Annotated in this window: 19 protein-coding genes; 9 read left to right on the top strand and 10 right to left on the bottom strand. The window is 64.8% G+C overall.

Annotation, left to right across the window (positions count from 1 at the left end):
- Positions 1 to 99: 99 nt before the first annotated feature.
- On the top strand, positions 100 to 1,551 hold the full coding sequence (dnaA, locus tag C8J36_RS14310) for a chromosomal replication initiator protein DnaA (protein WP_245506562.1): 1,452 nt from the start codon (positions 100 to 102) through the stop codon (positions 1,549 to 1,551).
- A gap of 70 nt (positions 1,552 to 1,621) precedes the next feature.
- On the opposite strand, the gene C8J36_RS14315 is transcribed toward dnaA, so the two are convergent.
- Entirely contained in the window at positions 1,622 to 3,070 is a 1,449-nt protein-coding gene (locus C8J36_RS14315) for a leucyl aminopeptidase family protein (RefSeq protein WP_132535816.1), read from the bottom strand.
- A gap of 270 nt (positions 3,071 to 3,340) precedes the next feature.
- On the opposite strand from C8J36_RS14315, the gene C8J36_RS14320 reads away from it, so the two are divergent.
- On the top strand, positions 3,341 to 4,168 hold the full coding sequence (locus tag C8J36_RS14320; protein ID WP_062595624.1) for a tetratricopeptide repeat protein: 828 nt from the start codon (positions 3,341 to 3,343) through the stop codon (positions 4,166 to 4,168).
- A 69-nt stretch (positions 4,169 to 4,237) separates the two neighbouring features.
- On the opposite strand, the gene C8J36_RS14325 is transcribed toward C8J36_RS14320, so the two are convergent.
- The 9 genes from C8J36_RS14325 to C8J36_RS14365 all read right to left on the bottom strand — a co-directional run bounded on the left by C8J36_RS14325 (position 4,238) and on the right by C8J36_RS14365 (position 13,159).
- A complete protein-coding gene (locus C8J36_RS14325; RefSeq protein WP_132535818.1) occupies positions 4,238 to 5,209 on the bottom strand; it encodes a type II secretion system F family protein in 972 nt (323 codons plus the stop codon).
- Positions 5,210 to 5,221: 12 nt separating this feature from the next.
- Positions 5,222 to 6,232: a type II secretion system F family protein gene (locus C8J36_RS14330; protein ID WP_062595485.1), complete on the bottom strand. Its 1,011-nt coding sequence runs from the start codon at positions 6,230 to 6,232 to the stop codon at positions 5,222 to 5,224.
- A 4-nt stretch (positions 6,233 to 6,236) separates the two neighbouring features.
- Entirely contained in the window at positions 6,237 to 7,697 is a 1,461-nt protein-coding gene (locus tag C8J36_RS14335; protein ID WP_062595486.1) for a CpaF family protein, read from the bottom strand.
- A 46-nt stretch (positions 7,698 to 7,743) separates the two neighbouring features.
- Entirely contained in the window at positions 7,744 to 9,033 is a 1,290-nt protein-coding gene (locus C8J36_RS14340) for a CpaE family protein (protein ID WP_062595487.1), read from the bottom strand.
- Between the two features lie 27 nt (positions 9,034 to 9,060).
- A complete protein-coding gene (locus C8J36_RS14345; protein WP_245506563.1) occupies positions 9,061 to 9,747 on the bottom strand; it encodes a CpaD family pilus assembly protein in 687 nt (228 codons plus the stop codon).
- Positions 9,748 to 9,804: 57 nt separating this feature from the next.
- Positions 9,805 to 11,304: a type II and III secretion system protein family protein gene (locus tag C8J36_RS14350; protein WP_132535953.1), complete on the bottom strand. Its 1,500-nt coding sequence runs from the start codon at positions 11,302 to 11,304 to the stop codon at positions 9,805 to 9,807.
- 71 nt (positions 11,305 to 11,375) lie between these two features.
- On the bottom strand, positions 11,376 to 12,188 hold the full coding sequence (gene cpaB, locus C8J36_RS14355; RefSeq protein WP_132535822.1) for a Flp pilus assembly protein CpaB: 813 nt from the start codon (positions 12,186 to 12,188) through the stop codon (positions 11,376 to 11,378).
- A gap of 142 nt (positions 12,189 to 12,330) precedes the next feature.
- Positions 12,331 to 12,843, bottom strand: coding sequence for a prepilin peptidase (locus C8J36_RS14360; protein WP_062595491.1), 513 nt, complete (start codon positions 12,841 to 12,843; stop codon positions 12,331 to 12,333).
- A 139-nt stretch (positions 12,844 to 12,982) separates the two neighbouring features.
- The gene (locus tag C8J36_RS14365; RefSeq protein WP_062595492.1) at positions 12,983 to 13,159 is read right to left on the bottom strand and encodes a Flp family type IVb pilin; all 177 of its coding nucleotides are present in this window, start codon (positions 13,157 to 13,159) and stop codon (positions 12,983 to 12,985) included.
- Between the two features lie 247 nt (positions 13,160 to 13,406).
- On the opposite strand from C8J36_RS14365, the gene C8J36_RS14370 reads away from it, so the two are divergent.
- The 7 genes from C8J36_RS14370 to C8J36_RS14400 all read left to right on the top strand — a co-directional run bounded on the left by C8J36_RS14370 (position 13,407) and on the right by C8J36_RS14400 (position 18,915).
- On the top strand, positions 13,407 to 13,844 hold the full coding sequence (locus tag C8J36_RS14370) for a pilus assembly protein N-terminal domain-containing protein (RefSeq protein WP_245506564.1): 438 nt from the start codon (positions 13,407 to 13,409) through the stop codon (positions 13,842 to 13,844).
- Positions 13,845 to 13,964: 120 nt separating this feature from the next.
- Positions 13,965 to 14,567, top strand: a complete 603-nt coding sequence (locus C8J36_RS14375) for a TadE/TadG family type IV pilus assembly protein (RefSeq protein WP_132535825.1) — start codon at positions 13,965 to 13,967, stop codon at positions 14,565 to 14,567.
- A 1-nt stretch (position 14,568) separates the two neighbouring features.
- Complete coding sequence (locus tag C8J36_RS14380) at positions 14,569 to 15,171, top strand: TadE/TadG family type IV pilus assembly protein (RefSeq protein ID WP_132535827.1); 603 nt, start codon at positions 14,569 to 14,571, stop codon at positions 15,169 to 15,171.
- Positions 15,172 to 15,331: 160 nt separating this feature from the next.
- Positions 15,332 to 16,549, top strand: a complete 1,218-nt coding sequence (locus C8J36_RS14385; RefSeq protein WP_245506565.1) for a phosphopentomutase — start codon at positions 15,332 to 15,334, stop codon at positions 16,547 to 16,549.
- Complete coding sequence (locus tag C8J36_RS14390) at positions 16,546 to 17,514, top strand: adenosine deaminase (RefSeq protein WP_132535831.1); 969 nt, start codon at positions 16,546 to 16,548, stop codon at positions 17,512 to 17,514. The genes C8J36_RS14385 and C8J36_RS14390 overlap by 4 nt, the downstream gene beginning before the upstream one ends.
- Positions 17,515 to 17,637: 123 nt before the next feature.
- Positions 17,638 to 18,267 carry a uracil phosphoribosyltransferase gene (gene upp, locus C8J36_RS14395; protein WP_062595497.1) on the top strand — a complete coding sequence of 210 codons (630 nt, stop codon included), beginning with the start codon at positions 17,638 to 17,640 and terminating at the stop codon, positions 18,265 to 18,267.
- A 114-nt stretch (positions 18,268 to 18,381) separates the two neighbouring features.
- A complete protein-coding gene (locus C8J36_RS14400; protein ID WP_132535833.1) occupies positions 18,382 to 18,915 on the top strand; it encodes a TIGR02281 family clan AA aspartic protease in 534 nt (177 codons plus the stop codon).

An 18,915-nucleotide genomic window follows, 5' to 3' on the forward strand; every position in this document is an offset into this window, starting at 1 on the left:
AATTCGGTGACCTCGGGGCGCACATTCGCTGCTGGCGAACATGCTCGGCCGATCAAGAGCGGGCAGACTGAACAGACGACGACAGGAGAGCAGGCCATCATGACCCAGAGCGCACTTTTCGATCGGGTCAGCGCTCTCCTCAAGGCTCAGGTCGGTCCTGACGTCTTTGCAAGCTGGTTCGGCCGGCTGAAGCTGCACTCCATGTCGAAGAGCGTCGTGCGCCTTTCCGTGCCCACCACTTTCCTCAAATCCTGGATCAACAACCGCTATCTCGACCAGATCACGACGCTGTTCCAGCAGGAAGATGCCGAGATCCTGAAGGTCGAGATCGTGGTGCGCAGCGCGATGCGTGGCACCCGTGCGCCGAGCGAGGCCGACATGGTCGCCGGCGACACCGCGCCCTCCGCCCCGACCACGACATCGGCGCGCAAGACCGGCGTGCAGAGCATCGGCCAGCAGGCCAGCGCCGCCCTGCCGGCGGCCGCCAAGCTTCCCGTCGCCACGCCCCTGTTCGGCTCGCCGCTCGATCCGCGCTACAGCTTTGCAAGCTTCGTCGAGGGCTCGTCCAACCGCGTCGCCCTGGCGGCGGCCAAGACGATCGCGGAAGCGGGTGCGGGCGCCGTGCGGTTCAATCCGCTCTTCATCCATTCCTCCGTCGGCCTCGGCAAGACACACCTCCTGCAGGCGATCGCCATTGCCGCGATCCAGAGCCCGCGCGCCTCGCGCGTCGTCTATCTCACGGCTGAATATTTCATGTGGCGCTTCGCCACCGCCATTCGCGACAATGACGCCCTGTCGCTGAAGGAAACGCTGCGCAATATCGACCTGCTCGTCATCGACGACATGCAGTTCCTGCAGGGCAAGTCGATCCAGCACGAGTTCTGCCATCTGCTCAACATGCTGCTCGACAGCGCCAAGCAGGTGGTCGTGGCCGCCGACCGGGCGCCTTGGGAGCTGGAATCGCTCGATCCGCGCGTCCGCTCGCGCCTGCAGGGCGGCGTCGCCATCGAGATGGACGGCCCCGACTACGAGATGCGGCTGGAGATCCTGAAGCGTCGCCTCGACGTGGCGCGCGAGGAGGATCCCTCGCTCGACATTCCCGCCGATATTCTGAGCCACGTCGCCCGCAGCATCACCGCCAGCGGCCGCGAACTGGAAGGCGCGTTCAACCAGCTCCTGTTCCGCATGTCGTTCGAGCCGCAGCTTTCGATCGAGCGGGTCGATGAACTTCTCGGCCATCTCGTCAATGCCGGCGAGCCGCGCCGCGTGCGGATCGAGGATATCCAGCGCGTCGTCGCCAAGCATTACAACGTGTCGCGACAGGAGCTCGTCTCCAACCGCCGCACCCGCGTCATCGTCAAGCCGCGCCAGATCGCCATGTATCTGGCCAAGACGCTGACGCCCCGCTCTTTCCCGGAAATCGGCCGCCGGTTCGGCGGACGCGATCACACGACCGTGCTGCACGCCGTGCGCAAGATCGAGGACCTGATCTCCGGCGACACGAAACTGTGCCACGAGATCGAGCTTCTGAAGCGCCTGATCAACGAATAGGCCGCTTTTCAAGAGACATCGACGGCGTCGGAGCGATCCGGCGCCTTTTCTCGTTTCCGCTGACGGTTGCTCAGAGACCCCGCGCGATGACCTCGTAGAGGGCGCGGATGCCTTGCGCCTCGCCGCCGATCAGCGCGTGCGGACGCTCGCTCGGATTCCAGCCGTAGACGTCGAGATGGACCCAGCCGCGCGTGTCGGCCACGAAGCGCTTGAGGAACAGAGCTGCGGTGATCGCCCCGGCCATGCCGCCCGAGGGCGCATTGGTGAGGTCGGCGATGCGGGCCGTCACATCCTTCTCATATCCCTTGAAGAGCGGCAGCCGCCACAGCGGATCGTGGGTGGCAAGGCTCGCCTGCGACAGATCCGCAGCCAGTGCCTCGTCGTCGGTGAAGAAGGGCGGCAGGTCGGGCCCGAGTGCCACCCGGGCGGCGCCCGTCAGCGTGGCCATGTCGACCAGCAGGTCCGTCTCGCTCTCGCCGGCATAGGCGAGCGCATCGGCCAGGATGAGCCGCCCTTCGGCGTCCGTATTGTCGATCTGGACCGTCAGGCCCTTGCGGGAGCGATAGACGTCGCTCGGGCGGAAGGCATTGCCGGCTATGGCGTTTTCGACCACCGGCACCAGCACCCTCAGCGAGACGTCGAGCCCGGCCTCCATGATCATCAGTGCCAGACCCATGACGTTGGCCGCGCCGCCCATGTCCTTCTTCATCAGCAGCATGGAGGCGGCAGGCTTGATGTCGAGCCCGCCTGTATCGAAGCAGACACCCTTGCCGACGAGGGTGATCTTCTTTGCACCCGTGCCCCAGCGCATGTCCAACAGGCGCGGCGCCTGTTCGGCGGCGCGGCCGACCGCGTGGATCAGGGGGAAATTCTGCGCCAGCAGGTCCTCGCCGAGGATGGTGGTGACTGTCGCGCCATAATGCCTGCCGAGCGCCTGGAACGCCTCTTCCAGCGCGTCCGGCCCGAGATCGTTGGTGGGCGTGTTGATGAGGTCGCGCGCAAGCGCGATGCCGGCGAATGTGCGCTCGAGCGCCGGCCGATCGACGCCGTCGGACAGTTCGAGCAGCGGACGCTCGGCCTTCTTCGGCTTGTAGCGGTCGAAGCTGTAAGCGCCGAGCGCAAAGCTGAGCGCGGCCTGATCGGCGGGCAGGCTGTCGGAGACGATGCGCCAGTGGCCGGGCGGCAATGCGCGGGCGAGCCTGCCCGTGGCGAAGGGCGCATCGAGCGGCGCACTGCCGAGCCCGAAGAGGGCGCCGCCAAGCCCGCCCGCATCGCCCGCGCCATCCGGCTTTCCGGGCACCAGAAGCAGCGCGCCGCTTTCGGCGTTGAAGCCCGCCTGCCGCGCCCAGCTGCGCAGGAAGGGATCGAGCGCCTCGCTTGCAAGCGCTTCCGGCGTCAGCGCGTAGACAGGCAGCGCGTTGACAGGCCGCGCGTCGGCAGGCAGCGACGTGCCCGGGGCTACAGCCCCTTCCCCGGACGTGAAGGGCGACGGGCGTTGGTCGAGGCTGAAGGGGGGCATGAAAAACTCCTGAAAACGAGGCTGCGGCCGCTTGTCGCGACGCCCCTCCTGCGAAGAGGGGTGGCGGACATGGGTGCCGGAGATGGGTTCGGCGACGCAATTAACACTCTGTTAGGGTTAACAGATTATTGATGATGACACGATTGCGCCGTGAAAGTTGATGCGTGCCGGTGCTTCCCCATTTTCTCCGGGAGCTTTGCCATGGCGGCACCATTTGACCACCTTCGTCTCGAACAGCCTCGGCTTCGCCCGCCGCGTTCACGCCGCGCGATGCGCGCATCCGCCCACCTGTCCCTCTCCGCCATCCTGATTGCCGGCCTTCTGGCCGGCTGCGCCGCCCCGCGCAAGGAGCTGACCACCGGCTCGATTTCGACCGGGGCCTCCGCCGGCCTCACGGCGGTCAACAGCGCGTCGATGAATGCGGGACAGCTGGACGCCGCCGCTCAGAGCCTCGGCAAGGCCTATCAGAAGAACCCGAAGGACCGGACGATCGGCCTCAACTATGCCAATGTGCTGCGCTCGACCGGGCGCAACGATCAGGCGCTCGCCGTCATGCAGCAGGTGGCGATCCAGTATCCCGCCGACCGCGAAGTGCTCGCCGCCTATGGCAAGTCGCAGGCCGCCGCCGGCCAGCTCGAACCGGCGCTCGCCACCGTCGGCCGCGCGCAGACGCCCGACCGTCCGGACTGGAAGCTGAAATCGGCGGAAGGCGCCATTCTCGACCAGCTCGGCCGGTCGCCGGAAGCCCGCCAGCGCTACCGCGAGGCGCTCGACATCCAGCCGAACGAGCCGTCCGTGCTCTCCAATCTCGGCATGTCCTACCTCCTGTCGAAGGATCTGAAGACGGCGGAGACCTATCTGCGCAAGGCGTCGGAACAGCCGGGTGCCGACAGCGGCGTGCGCCAGAACCTCGCGCTTGCCATCGGCCTGCAGGGCCGCTTCCCGGAAGCCGAGGCCATCGCCCGCCAGGAACTCTCCCCCCAGCAGGCCGAGGCGAACGTCGCCTATCTCCGCTCGATCCTGTCGCAGCAGAACGCCTGGCAGAAGCTTGCCAAGGACGGCAAGCCCGCAAAGGCGACCGAGACGGGCACGAACTGAACCTCCCGCCTTCAACGCAAAAAGCGCCCGCATCCTGTCCGGATTGCGGGCGCTTTTGCGTCTTGTGCCTCACATGCGGTCTGCGACCTGGATGCCGGCCGGGCCGAGGATGACGGCGATGAGCACCGGCAGGAAGAACAGGATCATCGGCACCGTCAGCTTCGGCGGCAAGGCGGAGGCTTTCTTTTCGGCCTGGTTCATGCGCTGGTCGCGGCTCTCCTGGGCGAGCACGCGCAGCGCCTGCGCGATGGGCGTTCCGTAGCGATCTGCCTGGATAAGGGCCTGCGTCACCGCCTTCACGTCCTCAAGACCGGTCCGAAGCCCGAGATTTTCGAGCGCGACGCGGCGATCGGGCAGGAAGGAGAGCTCGGCCGTCGTCAGCACCATTTCCTCCGCCAGCGCCGGCGACTGTCCGGCGATCTCATCGGCCACACGGCGCATGCCGAGCTCCATGGAGATGCCGGATTCCACACAGATCAGCAGCAGATCCAGCGCATCCGGCCAGGCGCGGCGAATGGAGGACTGGCGTTTGCTGACCGCATTGCTGATGAAGATATTGGGCAGGTAGAAGCCGACATAGGCCGCGACGATGACGCCGAGGAGACGCATGGCGGGCGGGCGATCGGCAAAGGCACCGAGGCCGAAGACATAGACCGCGGCGACGGCGAGGAGGATGAAGGGCAGGACGAAGCGGGCGAACAGGAAGATGTTGAGCGCGTTCTGCGACCGGTAGCCGGCCATCTTCAGACGGTTGACGGTCTTGTCGTCCACCAGCGCCTTGCGCAGGTTCAACCGCTCGACCACCTGCAGCACGGACGTGTTGTTCTTGGCCCGCAGCGAGGCGCGTCCGGTGGTGGTTTCGTTGTTCAGCCGCGCGCGTTCGCGGGCGCGGATCTGCTCCCGCTCGGAGGCGACGGATTTCATGCGCTTCTGCAGATTGTCGCCTTCGAGAAAGGGCGCTGCCAGCGTATAGATCGTCGCCATGACGGCGATGGAGACGAGGACCGCGACGATGGCCGTCGGCGTGATGAAGCCCAGCATGACGCGAAATCCCTACATATCGAAGTTGATCATCTGCCGCATGACGAGGACGCCCATGCTCATCCAGATTCCGGAAAGCCCCATGATCAGATGGCCGCGCGGATCGGTGAACAGCACCATGATGTAGGCGGGCGAACTGAGGTAGACGAGCAGCGTGACGATGAAAGGCAGCGCGCCGATGATGCAGGCAGACGCCTTGGCTTCCATCGACAGCGCCTGGACCTTCGCCTTCATCTTGCGCCGTTCGCGCAGCACCTTGGCCAGGTTGGTCAGGGCCTCCGACAGGTTGCCGCCGGCCTGGGACTGGATGGTGATGACCACCGAGAAGAAATTGACCTCCTGCAGCGGCACCGTGTTGATCATGCGGGCGCAGGCCTCCGGTACGGTCATGCCGACGCCCTGCGCCTCGATGACGCGGCGGAATTCCGTCTTGACCGGCTCCTGTCCGTCGCTGGAGATCAGGCGGATGGCGTCGCTGAGCGGCAGGCCGGACTTGATGGACCGCACCATGACCTCGAGGGAGTTCGGAAACTCCTCGATGAACTTCTTGCAGCGCCGGTTCACCAGATAGCCGACGACCCAGCGCGGCAGGCCGAGCGAGGCGAAGATGGCGACGCCGGCGGCAATCAGCAGGGAGCCGCCGACGACGAGCGCGGTCACGAAGGCGACGAAGCCAAAGATGCCGCTGAAGACGTAGAACCGGGTGATCGAAAGGGAAAGCCCGGCCTGTGTCAGGCGCACCTTGATCGGCGGCTTGGCCCGCTCGGACTTTTCCTTCTGCTTCTTCTGGAGATCCTTCAGCGAATCCTGCACAGACTTGCGGCGCTTGGACAGCTCGTTCATGCGATCGCGGGCGGCCTTGATATTGACCCGGTCCGTCTCCGCCGCCTTGATCTTGCGAAAGCGGACATCCGCCTTCTTCTCGTCCTGGATGCGCGAGAACAGGAAGCCATAGGCAAGGCCCGCCGCGGACACGGCAACGAGAGCAGCGATGGCGATGATCTGCGGGTCGAGACCGAACATCCCGCTACTCCTTGTTCAGAGTGTCGAGCGTGGCGGCGAGACGCTTGTCCTCGTTGAAATAGCGGGCGCGATCCCAGAAATGCGGCCGGCCGATGCCCGAGCCCTTGTGGCGTCCGACGATCTTGCCGACGGCGTCCTCGCCCTCGATCTCGTAGCGCATCAGGTCCTGGGTGATGATCACGTCGCCTTCCATGCCGACCACCTCGGTGATGTGGGTGATGCGTCGCGACCCGTCGCGCAGTCGGGCCGCCTGGATGATCACGTCGATCGACCCGGCGATGATCTCGCGCACGGTGCGGGCGGGCAGCGTATAGCCGCCCATGGCGATCATCGATTCCATACGGGCAAGGCATTCGCGCGGCGTGTTGGCGTGGATCGTGCCCATGGAGCCGTCATGGCCGGTGTTCATGGCTTGGAGCAGGTCGAACACCTCGGCGCCACGGACTTCGCCGACGATGATGCGTTCGGGCCGCATGCGGAGGCAGTTCTTGATGAGGTCGCGCATGGTGATTTCGCCCTCGCCCTCGATATTGGGCGGGCGCGTTTCCAGGCGCACCACATGCGGCTGCTGCAACTGGAGTTCGGCGGTGTCCTCGCAGGTGATGACGCGCTCGTCGGCATCGATATAGCCGGTGAGGCAATTGAGCAGCGTCGTCTTGCCGGAACCCGTGCCGCCGGAGATGACGACATTGCAGCGGACGCGTCCGATGATCTGCAGCAGAACGGCGCCTTCCGGCGTGATCGCGCCGAACCGCACGAGCTGGTCGAGCTTCAGCTTGTCCTTCTTGAACTTGCGGATGGTGAGCGCGGCGCCATCGATGGCCAGCGGTGGGGCGATGACGTTGACACGCGAGCCGTCCGGAAGACGCGCGTCGCAGATCGGCGAGCTTTCATCGACGCGGCGGCCGACCTGGGAGACGATGCGCTGGCAGATCGACAAAAGCTGGGCATTGTCGCGGAAGCGGACGTCGCTCTCGATGGTCTTGCCGTTGACTTCGATGAAGGTCTGCCCGGCACCGTTGACCATGATGTCGGCGATATCGTCGCGGGCGAGCAGCGGCTCGAGCGGCCCGTAGCCGAGCACGTCGTTGCAGATATCCTCGAGCAGTTCCTCCTGCTCGGAAATCGACATCGCGAAGTTCTTGATCGTGATGATATCGTTGACGATATCGCGGATTTCCTCGCGCGCGCTCTCGCCGTCGAGCTTGGCCAGCTGCGACAGGTCGATCGTGTCGATCAGCGCCGAGAAGACCTGCGCCTTGGTGTCGTAATAATCGTCGGTACGCGGCGCGCGCTTGCGGGGAGCGGGGGGCGACGGCTGGCGAACGAGGGCCGCCGCATCCCGGGCGCTCTCCGGCAGGACCGGGGCTGCCGGTCGCTCCAGAACGGCCGTGGCCGCCGACGCCAGGGCGGGCGGCGGGCTCTGTATCCGGCCGGTGCTGTCGTTTCCGCGCTTACCAAACATGGCTGTTCACCTGGTTCCGTCTCATCGTCGCATTCCCTCAGGGTCCTCAGCCGCGCCCGAGAAGGCCGAGCACCATGCCGAGGCCGGCCTTCTTCGGTTTCTTGGCGGTGACCCGGCCCGTCAGGAGATGCGCGAGCTGGGAGAAGATCTCGGCCGTTGGCGCCTTCTTGTCGGTCTCCGCAATCATGCGTCCGCTGTTGGCCGCAGAACCGAACAGCACCGCATCGAACGGAATGATCGCCGCCGCCTCGACTTCGAGCGATTCGCAGAAATCGCTGACCGGGATTTCCGGCCGCTTGGGCATGCCGACCTGATTGAGCACCAGATGCGGCGCCTTGTCGTTCGGGCGCAGCTTGCGGATGCTGTCGAACAGGTTCTTGGCGTTGCGCAGATTGGCGAGATCGGGAACGGCGGTGATGACCAGCTCGTCCGCCTCGCCGACGACGTTGCGCGTCCAGGCGTTCCAGGTGTGCGGCACGTCGAGGACCGACACCGGCGCGTTGCGCTGCAGGATTTCCGCCAGCGCCTGGAAGGCATTGCCGTCGAAATCATAGGCGCGGTCGAGCATGGACGGGGCCGCGAGCAGAGAGAGATGCTCGGAGCATTTGGTGAGCAGCCGGTCGAGGAAGACCTCGTCGAGGCGTTCCGGCGAGAACACCGCCTCGGCCACGCCCTGCGGCGGGTCCTGGTCGAAATTGATGTTGGCGGTGCCATAGGGCAGATCGAGATCGGCAAGGACGGTCTCGGTGGAGAAGAGGTGGGAGATGCCCCAGGCGCAATTGTGCGCGAGCGTCGAGGAGCCGACGCCGCCCTTTGCCCCGATGAAGGCGATGCTGCGGCCCAGAGGCTCGGCCTCGGGATCGACGAAGATCGAGGAGATCGCGCCCATCAGATCCGCCATGGCGACGGGCGCCACGAGATATTCGGAAATGCCGTTGCGGATCAGCTCCCGGTAGAGGCCGATATCGTTGTAGCGGCCGATCAGGATGACCTTGGTGCTGGGATCGCAGACCTGCGCGAGCGGCGCGAGTTCCTGCATCAGGGCGCCCGGTTCGGAGGCCGTTTCGAGGATGATGAGGTTGGGCGTCGGCATGGTCGAGAACATGTTGGCAGCCGCGGCCATATTGCCGCTGTTGATGCGGAAGCCGACCTTTGCCATGCGCCGGTCCTGCCCGCAGCGCTCGAGGCTGCGCTGCACGGCCTCTGTTTCGCAGAAGGCGTGGATGGAGATGCGGGGCAGCGGACGCAGGTGCTCGATATCCTGCGGCAGGACGATGTCGGCCGGGGCCGCCGCGCCGCCGCTCAGGCTCTCGATCTTGTAATCTATGGCGCTCATGTGGTGCCCCGCGACGCGTTCGCTGCGTCAGTTGGTCGTGATGGAAATCGTGGTGTTCGGGGTCGCCGACAGGCCCCGATAGTCGCTGATGACCTGACCGCGCCGGGCCGCATCGATGGGCGATTGCGCCTGGGGGCCGAGAAGATCCATGGGATTGGCAAGCTGGGCGGCAAGGTTCGCCTGGCTGGCGCAGCCGAAGTTGCTCCAGTTGCGGTTCTGCGTCGTGTTCTTGACGAGGTCCTCCGGCCAGGCGCCGCAGGGCTCCGTGGAGGCGGTGATCGCCGTGAAGCTGAGGCGCACGGGTGCTGCATCGCCGCTGGCGGCCGCATCGTAACGGGTTTCCAGAAGCCGGTTCGCCGGAACGCCCATCTGGACCAGGAGCGCGCGAATGTCGCGGCGCACGGCCTCGACCGCGGCGCCGTTGCGGGAGCCGCTGGGCAGCATGATCTGGACGACGCCATTGGCCGAGCCGCGATAGGTCTGGGCAAAGCCCTTGATGACCTGGCGCGTGCCGACCGGCAGCCGGCGGTCGCCGGAGGCGATGGGGATGTCGATCGACCGTTCGCTTTCGCCGACGACGATCGGATGCCGGGTGCGATAGTCATCGGGAATGGCGCCCGTCGACAGGTCGTCGCGCTTGGCACAGGCCGCAAGGCTTGCCGCGATGCCGAGGCTGAGAAGAGCGATACGGGCAATGCGGATGGGGGACGGCATGGCCGAACGCCTTTCGAAACTGGGGAGTGCACTGGATGAAGTCATGTCCGTCCCCGCCTATTTGTAAATGAAGCCGACATTGCCGTGATACTGACCGACCGGCTGCGCACCCCGATTGCCGTAGAGGCGATTGACTTCGCCGAGGAAGAAGCCGGGAAGATCCGCAGACGGATTGAAATTGTCGTCGGGCCGCGAGATCTGGTTGCGGGCGACGGGACGCACGAGATAGGGCGTGGCGATGATGACCAGTTCCGTTTCGTTGCGCTGGAAATCGCGCGAGCGGAACAGCGTGCCGAAGATCGGGATCTTGGCAAATCCGGGGACGCCGGAAATCGCCTGGCGGATATTGTCCTGCACGAGGCCGCCGATGACGATGGAGCCGCCGGAGGGAAGCTCGACGCTGGTCGATGCCTCGCGCTTACGGATCGACATGTAGTTCTGGCCGGGGATGCGGGGATAGGTGCCGCTGACGACGCTGCCCTCGAAGGTCGGCTCCGACACGTTGGTCTCGATGTCGAGCGCGATCCGTCCGGGGCCGAGGACCACCGGCTTGAAGTTCAGCTCGACGCCGTATTCGACCGTTTCGACCTTGCGTTCCAGGATAGGCTTCACCACCCCGGTCGTCTTGTCTTCCTCTTCGGTGACTTCCTGACCGGCCGGGATGCGATAGTCGCCACCGACGAAGAACTTGGCGCTCTTTCCCGAAATGGCCGTCAGACTCGGCTCTGCCAGCGTCCGCATGACACCGGCCTGCTCCATCGCATTGATGTAGCTGGCGAGCCCGACGGCACCATTGGCGATGCTGCCCGTGATGAGGGACGAGGCGGGATTGATGGCATTGCCCAGATTGGCGGGATTCTGGAACGAGATCTCGGCGTTCTTGCCCCTCACGGCACCGGAGAAGCCGAGCTGCTTTAGGATCTGGCGCGAGACTTCGGCGACCGTGACCTTCAACATGACCTGGTCTTCGCCGTCGATCGTCAGGAGGTTGACGATCTTGGATTTCTGGCGGTCTTCCGCATAGATGTCGGCATCGCCATTGGTGCCCTGCGCGGTGATGTTGCGGGTCGTCGCCTCGCCGCCCTGGAGGAAGGCCTGCGCCAGTTCCACCACGCGCGTCGAATCGAGCGGCGTGCGGACCGAGCCGGTGAGCACGATATTGTCCGAGACGATCTCGACGTTGATGTCGGAGTCCGGCAGGTAGCGCCGGAGATTGGATTCGAGCGTCGAGACGTCGCGCTCGATTTCCAGATCGAGGCTGACGATTTCCTCGCCATTGGCCCCGAAGATGAAGATGTTGGTCTGCCCGACGGACTTGCCGAAGAGATAGATGCGGCGGGAGGTGCGCGTCACCGCATCGGCAAGCGACGGGTCGGCGACGAGAATATCATGCGCATCCGTCGGCAGGTCGATGACGACGGCCTTGTTGAGGCCGAGCTTGATGGTCTTCTTGACGCCGGGACCGCTATCGACGATGCGCACCAGCGCGCTGTCTGCCGCCAGAGCGACGCCGGCAAAGCCCGGCATGACCGGCGCGGCGGTGAGGGCCAGGGCCATGGCGAGCGCGCCGGAAAGCGGTGCGCGCAGCGTCTTCCCGAAGGTCATGGGGGTCTTTCCTCGGCTGGCCATCATTGCATCGCTCCCGTCTTGATCTCGCCGTCTGAGGAGACGATGGAGCCGGATTTGATCAGCTGGACGGCCGGGCGGCTGCCGCCGGAGAGCAGGTAATCAGCACCGATGGTGTCGGGCTCCTGCGCATCGGCGACCGAGCGCAGAGCGAGCGACAGGCGATCGGCCATCTGCTGGGCGACGGCGAGGACCTTGGACTGGTCGGGCGTCAGCTCGAGGGTTGCCGTCGTGCCGATGACGGTCTTGGAGCCGTCGTCCTTTTCCTCGATCTGCTGATCGACGGCGAGGATGCGGACGTTGCTCAGCACGGTTTCCGTATTGAATGCCTTACCTTCACCCTTGCGGACCATGATCACATCGACGCGGTCGTTCGGCAGGATGAAACCGCCGGCGCCCGTGGCCACGGTGATTTCGGTCGCAACGGCGCGCTTTCCGGCCGGCAGAATGGAGGAGAGGATACGGCCGGAGGCATCGGCGATCTTTTCGGCGCGAACCGGCTCGCCATTGAGAAGCGGCAGGCGCACGACGGAGCCCTGCAGCTGGGTCACGGCATCGGGGCGGGCTTCGTCGGTGATGAAGCCATCGACGATGCCGTCCTTCGGCCAGGCCATCCAGCGGATCGCATCGGCACTGAGACGCGAGCCGACCGGAAGGCTCTTGGCCATGACGAGGACGTTGACGGTGGGCTCGCGCTCGACGACGGGCTCCGACTGCTCGATGACGGTCGGGCCGGTGATGCTCATCGCCAGCAGGCCGGCAAGGCCGGCCGAAACGACCGCAACTGCCAAAATGAAAATGCGCGCCGGTTTCATGGAATTACCGAACCCTTCCCCTGATCATTGGGAAAGGCTACGGCGTAAAGGTATAAGTAAGGTTAACGAAACCAAACCATTTATACTTAACAAGGCGTTAAGATCGACGCTGAGAGAAGAGTGATGTTCGGTTTCCGACAGTTCAGCGAAGTTGCGCCAGCGCCAGTTGCATCAGGGGCGAGTCCGGGAAGGTCAGGAAGGCGCCGCAGCCGATGGCGACGCCATAGGGCACCTTGGAGCCGTGGAACAGCTGTTCGGGGACCGGAATGCGGTAGGCGAGGATGAAGTTTTCCCGGCTGCGCAGCAGCAGAATGGCGAACACCAGGACGCCGCCCAGAAAGGACACGGCCACCAGGAAGGTCAGAAGGCTCGCATTCCAGCCGAACCAGACGGCGCTCGCGGTCAGAAGCTTGGCATCGCCGCCGCCCATGACGTTCAGGGCGAAGAGCGCGAAGCAGACGATGAAAACGCTCAACCCTGCGGCAAGATGCAGACCGATCGCCGTCATATCGAGACCGGCCAGAGGCGCGATCACGACGAAGGCGCCGAGCAAAATGGCGGAGACCCGGTTGGGAATCGTCATGGAGAGAAAGTCGGAGCAGGCGGCAAAGGCCAGGCACAACGGAAAAATGACGAAAATCGCAGCCTGAACCATGTCTTGCTCCAAACGAGCCTCACCTCTACAGGCTTCAGCTTAAGGAATTGCAAAGTCGACCGCACGAGACTGCATCCAAGCGCGCAAACGAAAAATGGCCGCCCGTTCGGGCAGCCATCGTTCGTTCTGCAAAGCAGACTTACTTGGTCGAGTTGCCGAGCTTCGTGGCAATGTTGCCGAAGGCCGTGTTGATCTGGGTCCCGAGCGTCGTTGCGCCGGCAACGATTGCCAGGGCGATCAGCGATGCGATCAGGCCGTATTCGATTGCGGTCGCGCCGGACTCATCCTTGAGGAAACGTGCGAAAATTGCAGTCATGTCATTTCTCCTACTTCACTGTTCCGTGTTCAGCACTCCCTCCGACATGTCTCTGCCGGCCGGTTACAAACAACTTACACAACGCATATTTCGAGCGACTTAAAGAAAATCGTTACCACGCGGTAAATGGCGGGAAAATTCTCCGCCGCCTGTCGCCCGCCAAGGTACGCGTGTCGCGGGCCTTTAAGGCTTCATTCACCAAAAGCGAGGATGGTGGCGCATCGGCATCACCGGATCCTGCACCGCCATGGCTTTCATCTCGCCCCTCCGCCTTCTCTCGTCCAAACAGGGCCTCGACCAGGCTCGCCGCAGCGGGATTCTGGGGGTTGCGACCTGCCTTGCGGGCTTGCTCTGCACGGGGGCGGCGATGGCGCAGGATGCGGCGCTGATGAACGTCTATCTCAACCACGCAAGGGTTCTCAAACTCGATCGCAGCGTCAGCCGCGTGATCATCGGCAGTGCCGAGATCGCCGATGCGACCGTTGCCGACGCCCAGACCATCGTCTTGACCGGGAAGTCCGTGGGAACGACCAACATCGTCATTCTCGACCAGAACGACAACCCGATCGTCGATCAGCGCATCCTCGTCTCGACGGACGAAGGCAACACGCTGCGCGTCTATCGCTCCACCGCGCGGGCCATTCTCACCTGCACGCCGAGCTGCGAAGAGCAGACGAAAAAGTAAACGCTCCCTGCCCCATGCGGGCCTTTTCGCGCCCTCTTTAGACCAATATGTCGTCTCGACGTTACGAAGTCGAAACGCTTTCCCGGTAAGCTGCCATTCACGCAGAACATGGCGGGTACAATGACGCTTACCAAACGGGACGACGACGCGGATTTGAGGACGGCACCGGCACGCCGGACGCTTGCCGGTCGCTTTGCGCGCGATCGCAAAGGCGCGGCTGCCATCGAGTTCGCCATTCTCGTCATCCCCTTCATGATGGTCATCTTCGCCTCGATCGAGACCTTCGTCGCCTTTACCGGCGAGCAGATCCTTGCCAATGCGACGCAGACCATGGCCCGCAAGATCCGCACCGGCCTGTTGCCCGTCAATATGAGCCAGACCCAGTTTCGCAGTGCCTTCTGCAGCGAGCTGACGGCCATGCTGAGCTGCTCGGCGACCGAGCCCGGAACACCGTCGAAGCTTCTGATCGACGTGCGCAGCTATGCAAGCTTCGGCGACATCCCGACCGCCATTCCGCGCAAGGGCACCGATCTCGACACGACCGGCTTCACCTACGCGCCCGGCGGCCCCGGATCGATCAACCTGATCCGTGCCTATTACCGCTGGACCGTCGTGACCGATCTCGTCCGGCCCTATGTCACCAATCTGCGCGCGGCCGGCACGTCCATGCCGAACGACTATCTGATGGCGACGACCGCCGCCTTCATGAACGAGAAGTATTGATATGGACGGCGCAGACCGCAGCCAAGGCCGCAGCATCACTCCATGCCTTCTCTCACGGCTCCGGCGGCTTGCCCGCGATCGCCGAGGGACGAGCGGCATCGAGTTCGCGCTGATCGCGCCGATCCTCCTGATGATCTATCTCGGCGCGTTCGAGCTGTCGGTCGGTTTCAACATGTCGCAGAAGGTGTCCCAGGCGACCGGCACCGTCGCCGATATTCTCAGCCAGAAGACGGAGGTCACGCCGAGCGAACTCGACGGCATGAAGAATGTCGCGCTCAGCATCATGGCACCGTTTCCGGTCGGCAAATATGCGCTCAAGGTCTCCGGCATCCGCGTGACGGCGCCGGGCGTCGGCACGGTCGCCTGGTCGCGCGACGAAAAGGGGGGAACGCCCTATGCGGTCAACGCCATCGTTGCCGTTCCCACGGACCTCACCGTGCTCAACACCTTCGTCGTGCGCGCGGAATTCTCCGTGCCCTACGAGCTGGTGCTGTTGACGCCACCCGGCGTCAAGGCAAATTCCGTCCAGATTCTGAACCTGTCGGAGAGCTATTATTACCGCCAGCGTGTCGGCCTCGGGATCAGCTGCTCGCTCTGCAGGTAGTCCCGTCCGCTCCACCGCCCCTCGCCGCGCCGCCTCGCCATCGGCCGGTTTGCAAAAGGGTAAGGCGAAGCGTATCTCTTGCCGCCAATGTCGGCCCGGTTCAGGTGCCGATCCCATGGCGCCGACCTCAAGCGGCCAATCGTTCAGGAGACTGCGGGGCGTGCGGGCTTTTCTCTTCGTTCTGGATTCTCTCGGCATCGGCGGCGCGCCGGATGCGGCCGCCTTCGGCGATGCGGGTGCCGATACGCTCGGACACATCGCCGAATTCTGCGCCGCCGGGGCCGCCGACCGACAAGGGCTGCGCAGCGGCCCGCTCACCCTTCCCAACCTGGCGGCACGCGGGCTTTACCATGCAGCACGGCTTTCGAGCGGCAGCCTGCCGGCCGGCGTCACCCTTCCAGAAACCGTCGATGGCGTTCATGGCGCGGCCGAAGAGGTCTCGCGCGGGAAGGACACGCCCTCGGGCCATTGGGAGATCGCGGGAACGCCGGTGCGGTTCGACTGGGGCTATTTCCCGAGCGAGGGCGACGCCTTTCCGGAAGAGCTGGTCGCAAAGATCTGCGCGGCGGGCGATGTGCCCGGCATTCTCGGCAATTGCCATGCCTCGGGAACCGACATCGTCGCGCGGCTGGGCGAAGAGCACCTGCGGACGGGAAAGCCCATCTGCTACACCTCCTCGGACTCCGTCTTCCAGATCGCCGCGCATGAGGAGAGCTTTGGCCTGGAACGCCTGCTGGCCTTCTGCCAGACGGTTCGCCGGCTGTTGGACGATGCCAATATCGGGCGGGTGATCGCACGGCCTTTTATCGGCCGGAGCGCGCAGGACTTCGTGCGCACCGGAAACCGGCGCGACTATTCCGTGCTGCCGCCGGAGCCGACGCTGCTCGACCGGCTGACGGCGGCCGGACGCACGGTGCACGCGGTCGGCAAGATCGCCGACATCTTCGCGCATCAGGGCATCGGCCGCACGATCAAGGCGAACGGCAACGAGGCGCTGTTCGACGCCAGCCTGAGGGCGATCACCGAGGCCGAAGACGGCGACCTCGTGTTCACGAATTTCGTCGATTTCGACATGCTCTACGGACATCGCCGCGATGTTGCGGGCTATGCGGCGGCCCTTGAGGCCTTCGACCGCCGACTGCCCGACCTCGATGCGGTGCTGCAGCCGGGGGATATCGTCATCCTTACCGGCGACCATGGCTGCGACCCGACCTGGCGCGGCACCGACCATACGCGCGAGCGCGTGCCCGTGCTGCTCTTCGGTCCCGGCGTCGCGAGCCGCTCGATCGGCATTATCCCGGGCTTTGCCGGGATCGGCGAGACGGTGGCCAGGCACCTCGGCATCGCGCCCGGCCACCATGGAAGGAGTTTCCTGTGACGCTGCACCTGAAGAAAGCCGAACTGCACTGCCATATCGAAGGGGCGGCACCGCCGGCGCTTGCCTTGGCGCAGGCGCGAAAATACGGCGTCGACGTCTCCGGCCTGATCGAGGACGGGTCCTATGTCTGGAGCGATTTCAGCGCCTTCATCGTCTGCTATGATCGTGTCGCCTCGCTGTTTCGCACGGAGGAAGACTACGCCCTGCTGGCGGAAACCTATCTGACCGAGCTTAGTGCGGCCGGCACGATCTACAGCGAGATCATCGTGTCGCCCGACCACGGCAACACGATCGGCATCGGCGCGGATGCCTATCTCCGCGGGCTTGCGGCGGGCATCGAGGCGGCCAAGGCGAAGACCGGCATTGAGGGCCGGATGATCATCACCATCATCCGGCATCTGGGCGCAGAGCCGGCCGAGCGGACCGCGCGCTACGCCGCCCGGCGGGATCATCCGCTCGTTACCGGCTTCAATCTGGCGGGCGAGGAACGGATGTACCGGGTCGCGGATTTCGCGCGCGCCTACGACATCGCCCGCGATGCGGGGCTCGGCCTCACCATCCACGCCGGCGAGATGGCCGGGGCGGAAAGCGTGCGCGATGCGCTCGACATCGTCGGACCGTCGCGCATCAGCCATGGCGTGCGCGCGATCGAGGATGCCGATCTCGTCCGGCGGATCGCAGCGGAAGGCGTGGTGCTGGAAACCTGCCCGGGATCCAACATCGCGCTCGGCGTCTTTCCCGGCTTCCATGCCCACCCGTTGCGGGCGCTGCGCGATGCCGGCTGCCGTGTCACGCTGAATGCGGACGACCCGCCCTTCTTCCATACGTCGCTCGCCCAGGAATACGAAATCGCCTCGCAGGTCATGGGGTTTGGCGACGACGAGATCGATGCCATGACCCGCACCGCCATCGAAGCGGCTTTCGTCGACGAGGACACGCGCGCCACGCTGCTTTCAAAGCTCTGAGCTTCCGCCGGACGCCCGATCGACGCCCGATCGGTTGGGGACGGCGGCGCGGCGGACTTGCGGCGGCGGGTCTTTCCGTGGAAAAAGGAGGGCACCCATCCGTCGCGGCAAAAGGCTTCCAGCATGACCAGCGTTACCGTCATCGACCATCCGCTCGTCCAGCACAAGCTGACGATCATGCGCAAGAAGGAAACCTCGACCGCGGGTTTTCGGCGGCTGCTGCGCGAGATCTCCACCCTCCTCTGCTACGAGGTGACGCGCGATCTGGAACTGACGATGGAGACCATCGAAACGCCGATGCAGCAGATCGAAGCGCCGGTGCTCGAAGGCAAGAAGCTGGTGTTCGCCTCGATCCTGCGGGCCGGCAACGGCCTTCTCGAAGGCATGCTGGAACTGGTGCCCTCCGCCCGCGTCTCGCATGTCGGCGTCTATCGCGACCATGAGACGCTGGAAGCCGTCGAGTATTATTTCAAGGCGCCGGAGAACATGGCGGAGCGGCTGGTGATCGTCGTCGATCCGATGCTTGCGACCGGCAATTCCTCGATCGCCGCGATCGACAAGCTAAAGGAGCGCGGCGCCGTGAACCTGCGGTTCCTGTGCCTTCTCGCCGCCCCCGAAGGCATCGCCAATTTTCACGCCGTCCATCCCGACGTGCCGATCTTCACTGCCGCGATCGACAGCCATCTCAACGAGAAGGGCTATATCATGCCCGGCCTCGGCGACGCGGGCGACCGGATGTACGGAACGAAGTAAGATCCGTTAACTCTCAACCTTGAGAGACGGTGCGGACAGCGCCGTCTTTGCCGGTTCTTAAACATCCCGCGCGGTAGACAGGGACCATCGTCCTTTCGTTCGGGAGTTGCGGGCATGCTGAGCCGCGCGCTGATGATGGCCGGCCTTGCCGGTCTTTGCGCCTATACCCTGCCAATGGTCACCGGCCGCTATCTCGACCGGACGGCGACGGCGGAACCCTCCGCGTCGAGCGCACGCATGTCAGCCGATCGCGCCGCGATCCCGGCCGCTTCCGGCGCGCGCGAAGTCGTGCTTCCGGCCGGACCGGGCGGGCATTTCGATGCCACCCTCGAACTGAACGGCCGGAGCGTGCACGGCCTGATCGATACGGGTGCGACCGTCGTCGCGCTCAACGAGACCACCGCACGGCGGATCGGCCTTTCGCTCTCGACGCTCGACTATTCCATCTCAGTCACCACCGCGAACGGCCTGGCGAAGGCGGCTTCTGTAACGCTGAAGCGCGTCAAGATCGGCAGCATCGCCGTGGACGATGTGCAGGCGATGGTGCTGCCGGATGCGGCCCTTTCGGGAACCCTGGTCGGCATGAGCTTCCTCAATCGCCTCTCGTCCTTTGCCGTGGAAGATGGTGCCTTGCGTCTCAGGCGCTGA

Origin of the sequence: Rhizobium sp. PP-F2F-G48 (assembly GCF_004342335.1) — a bacterium.
Taxonomy (GTDB): domain Bacteria; phylum Pseudomonadota; class Alphaproteobacteria; order Rhizobiales; family Rhizobiaceae; genus Ferranicluibacter.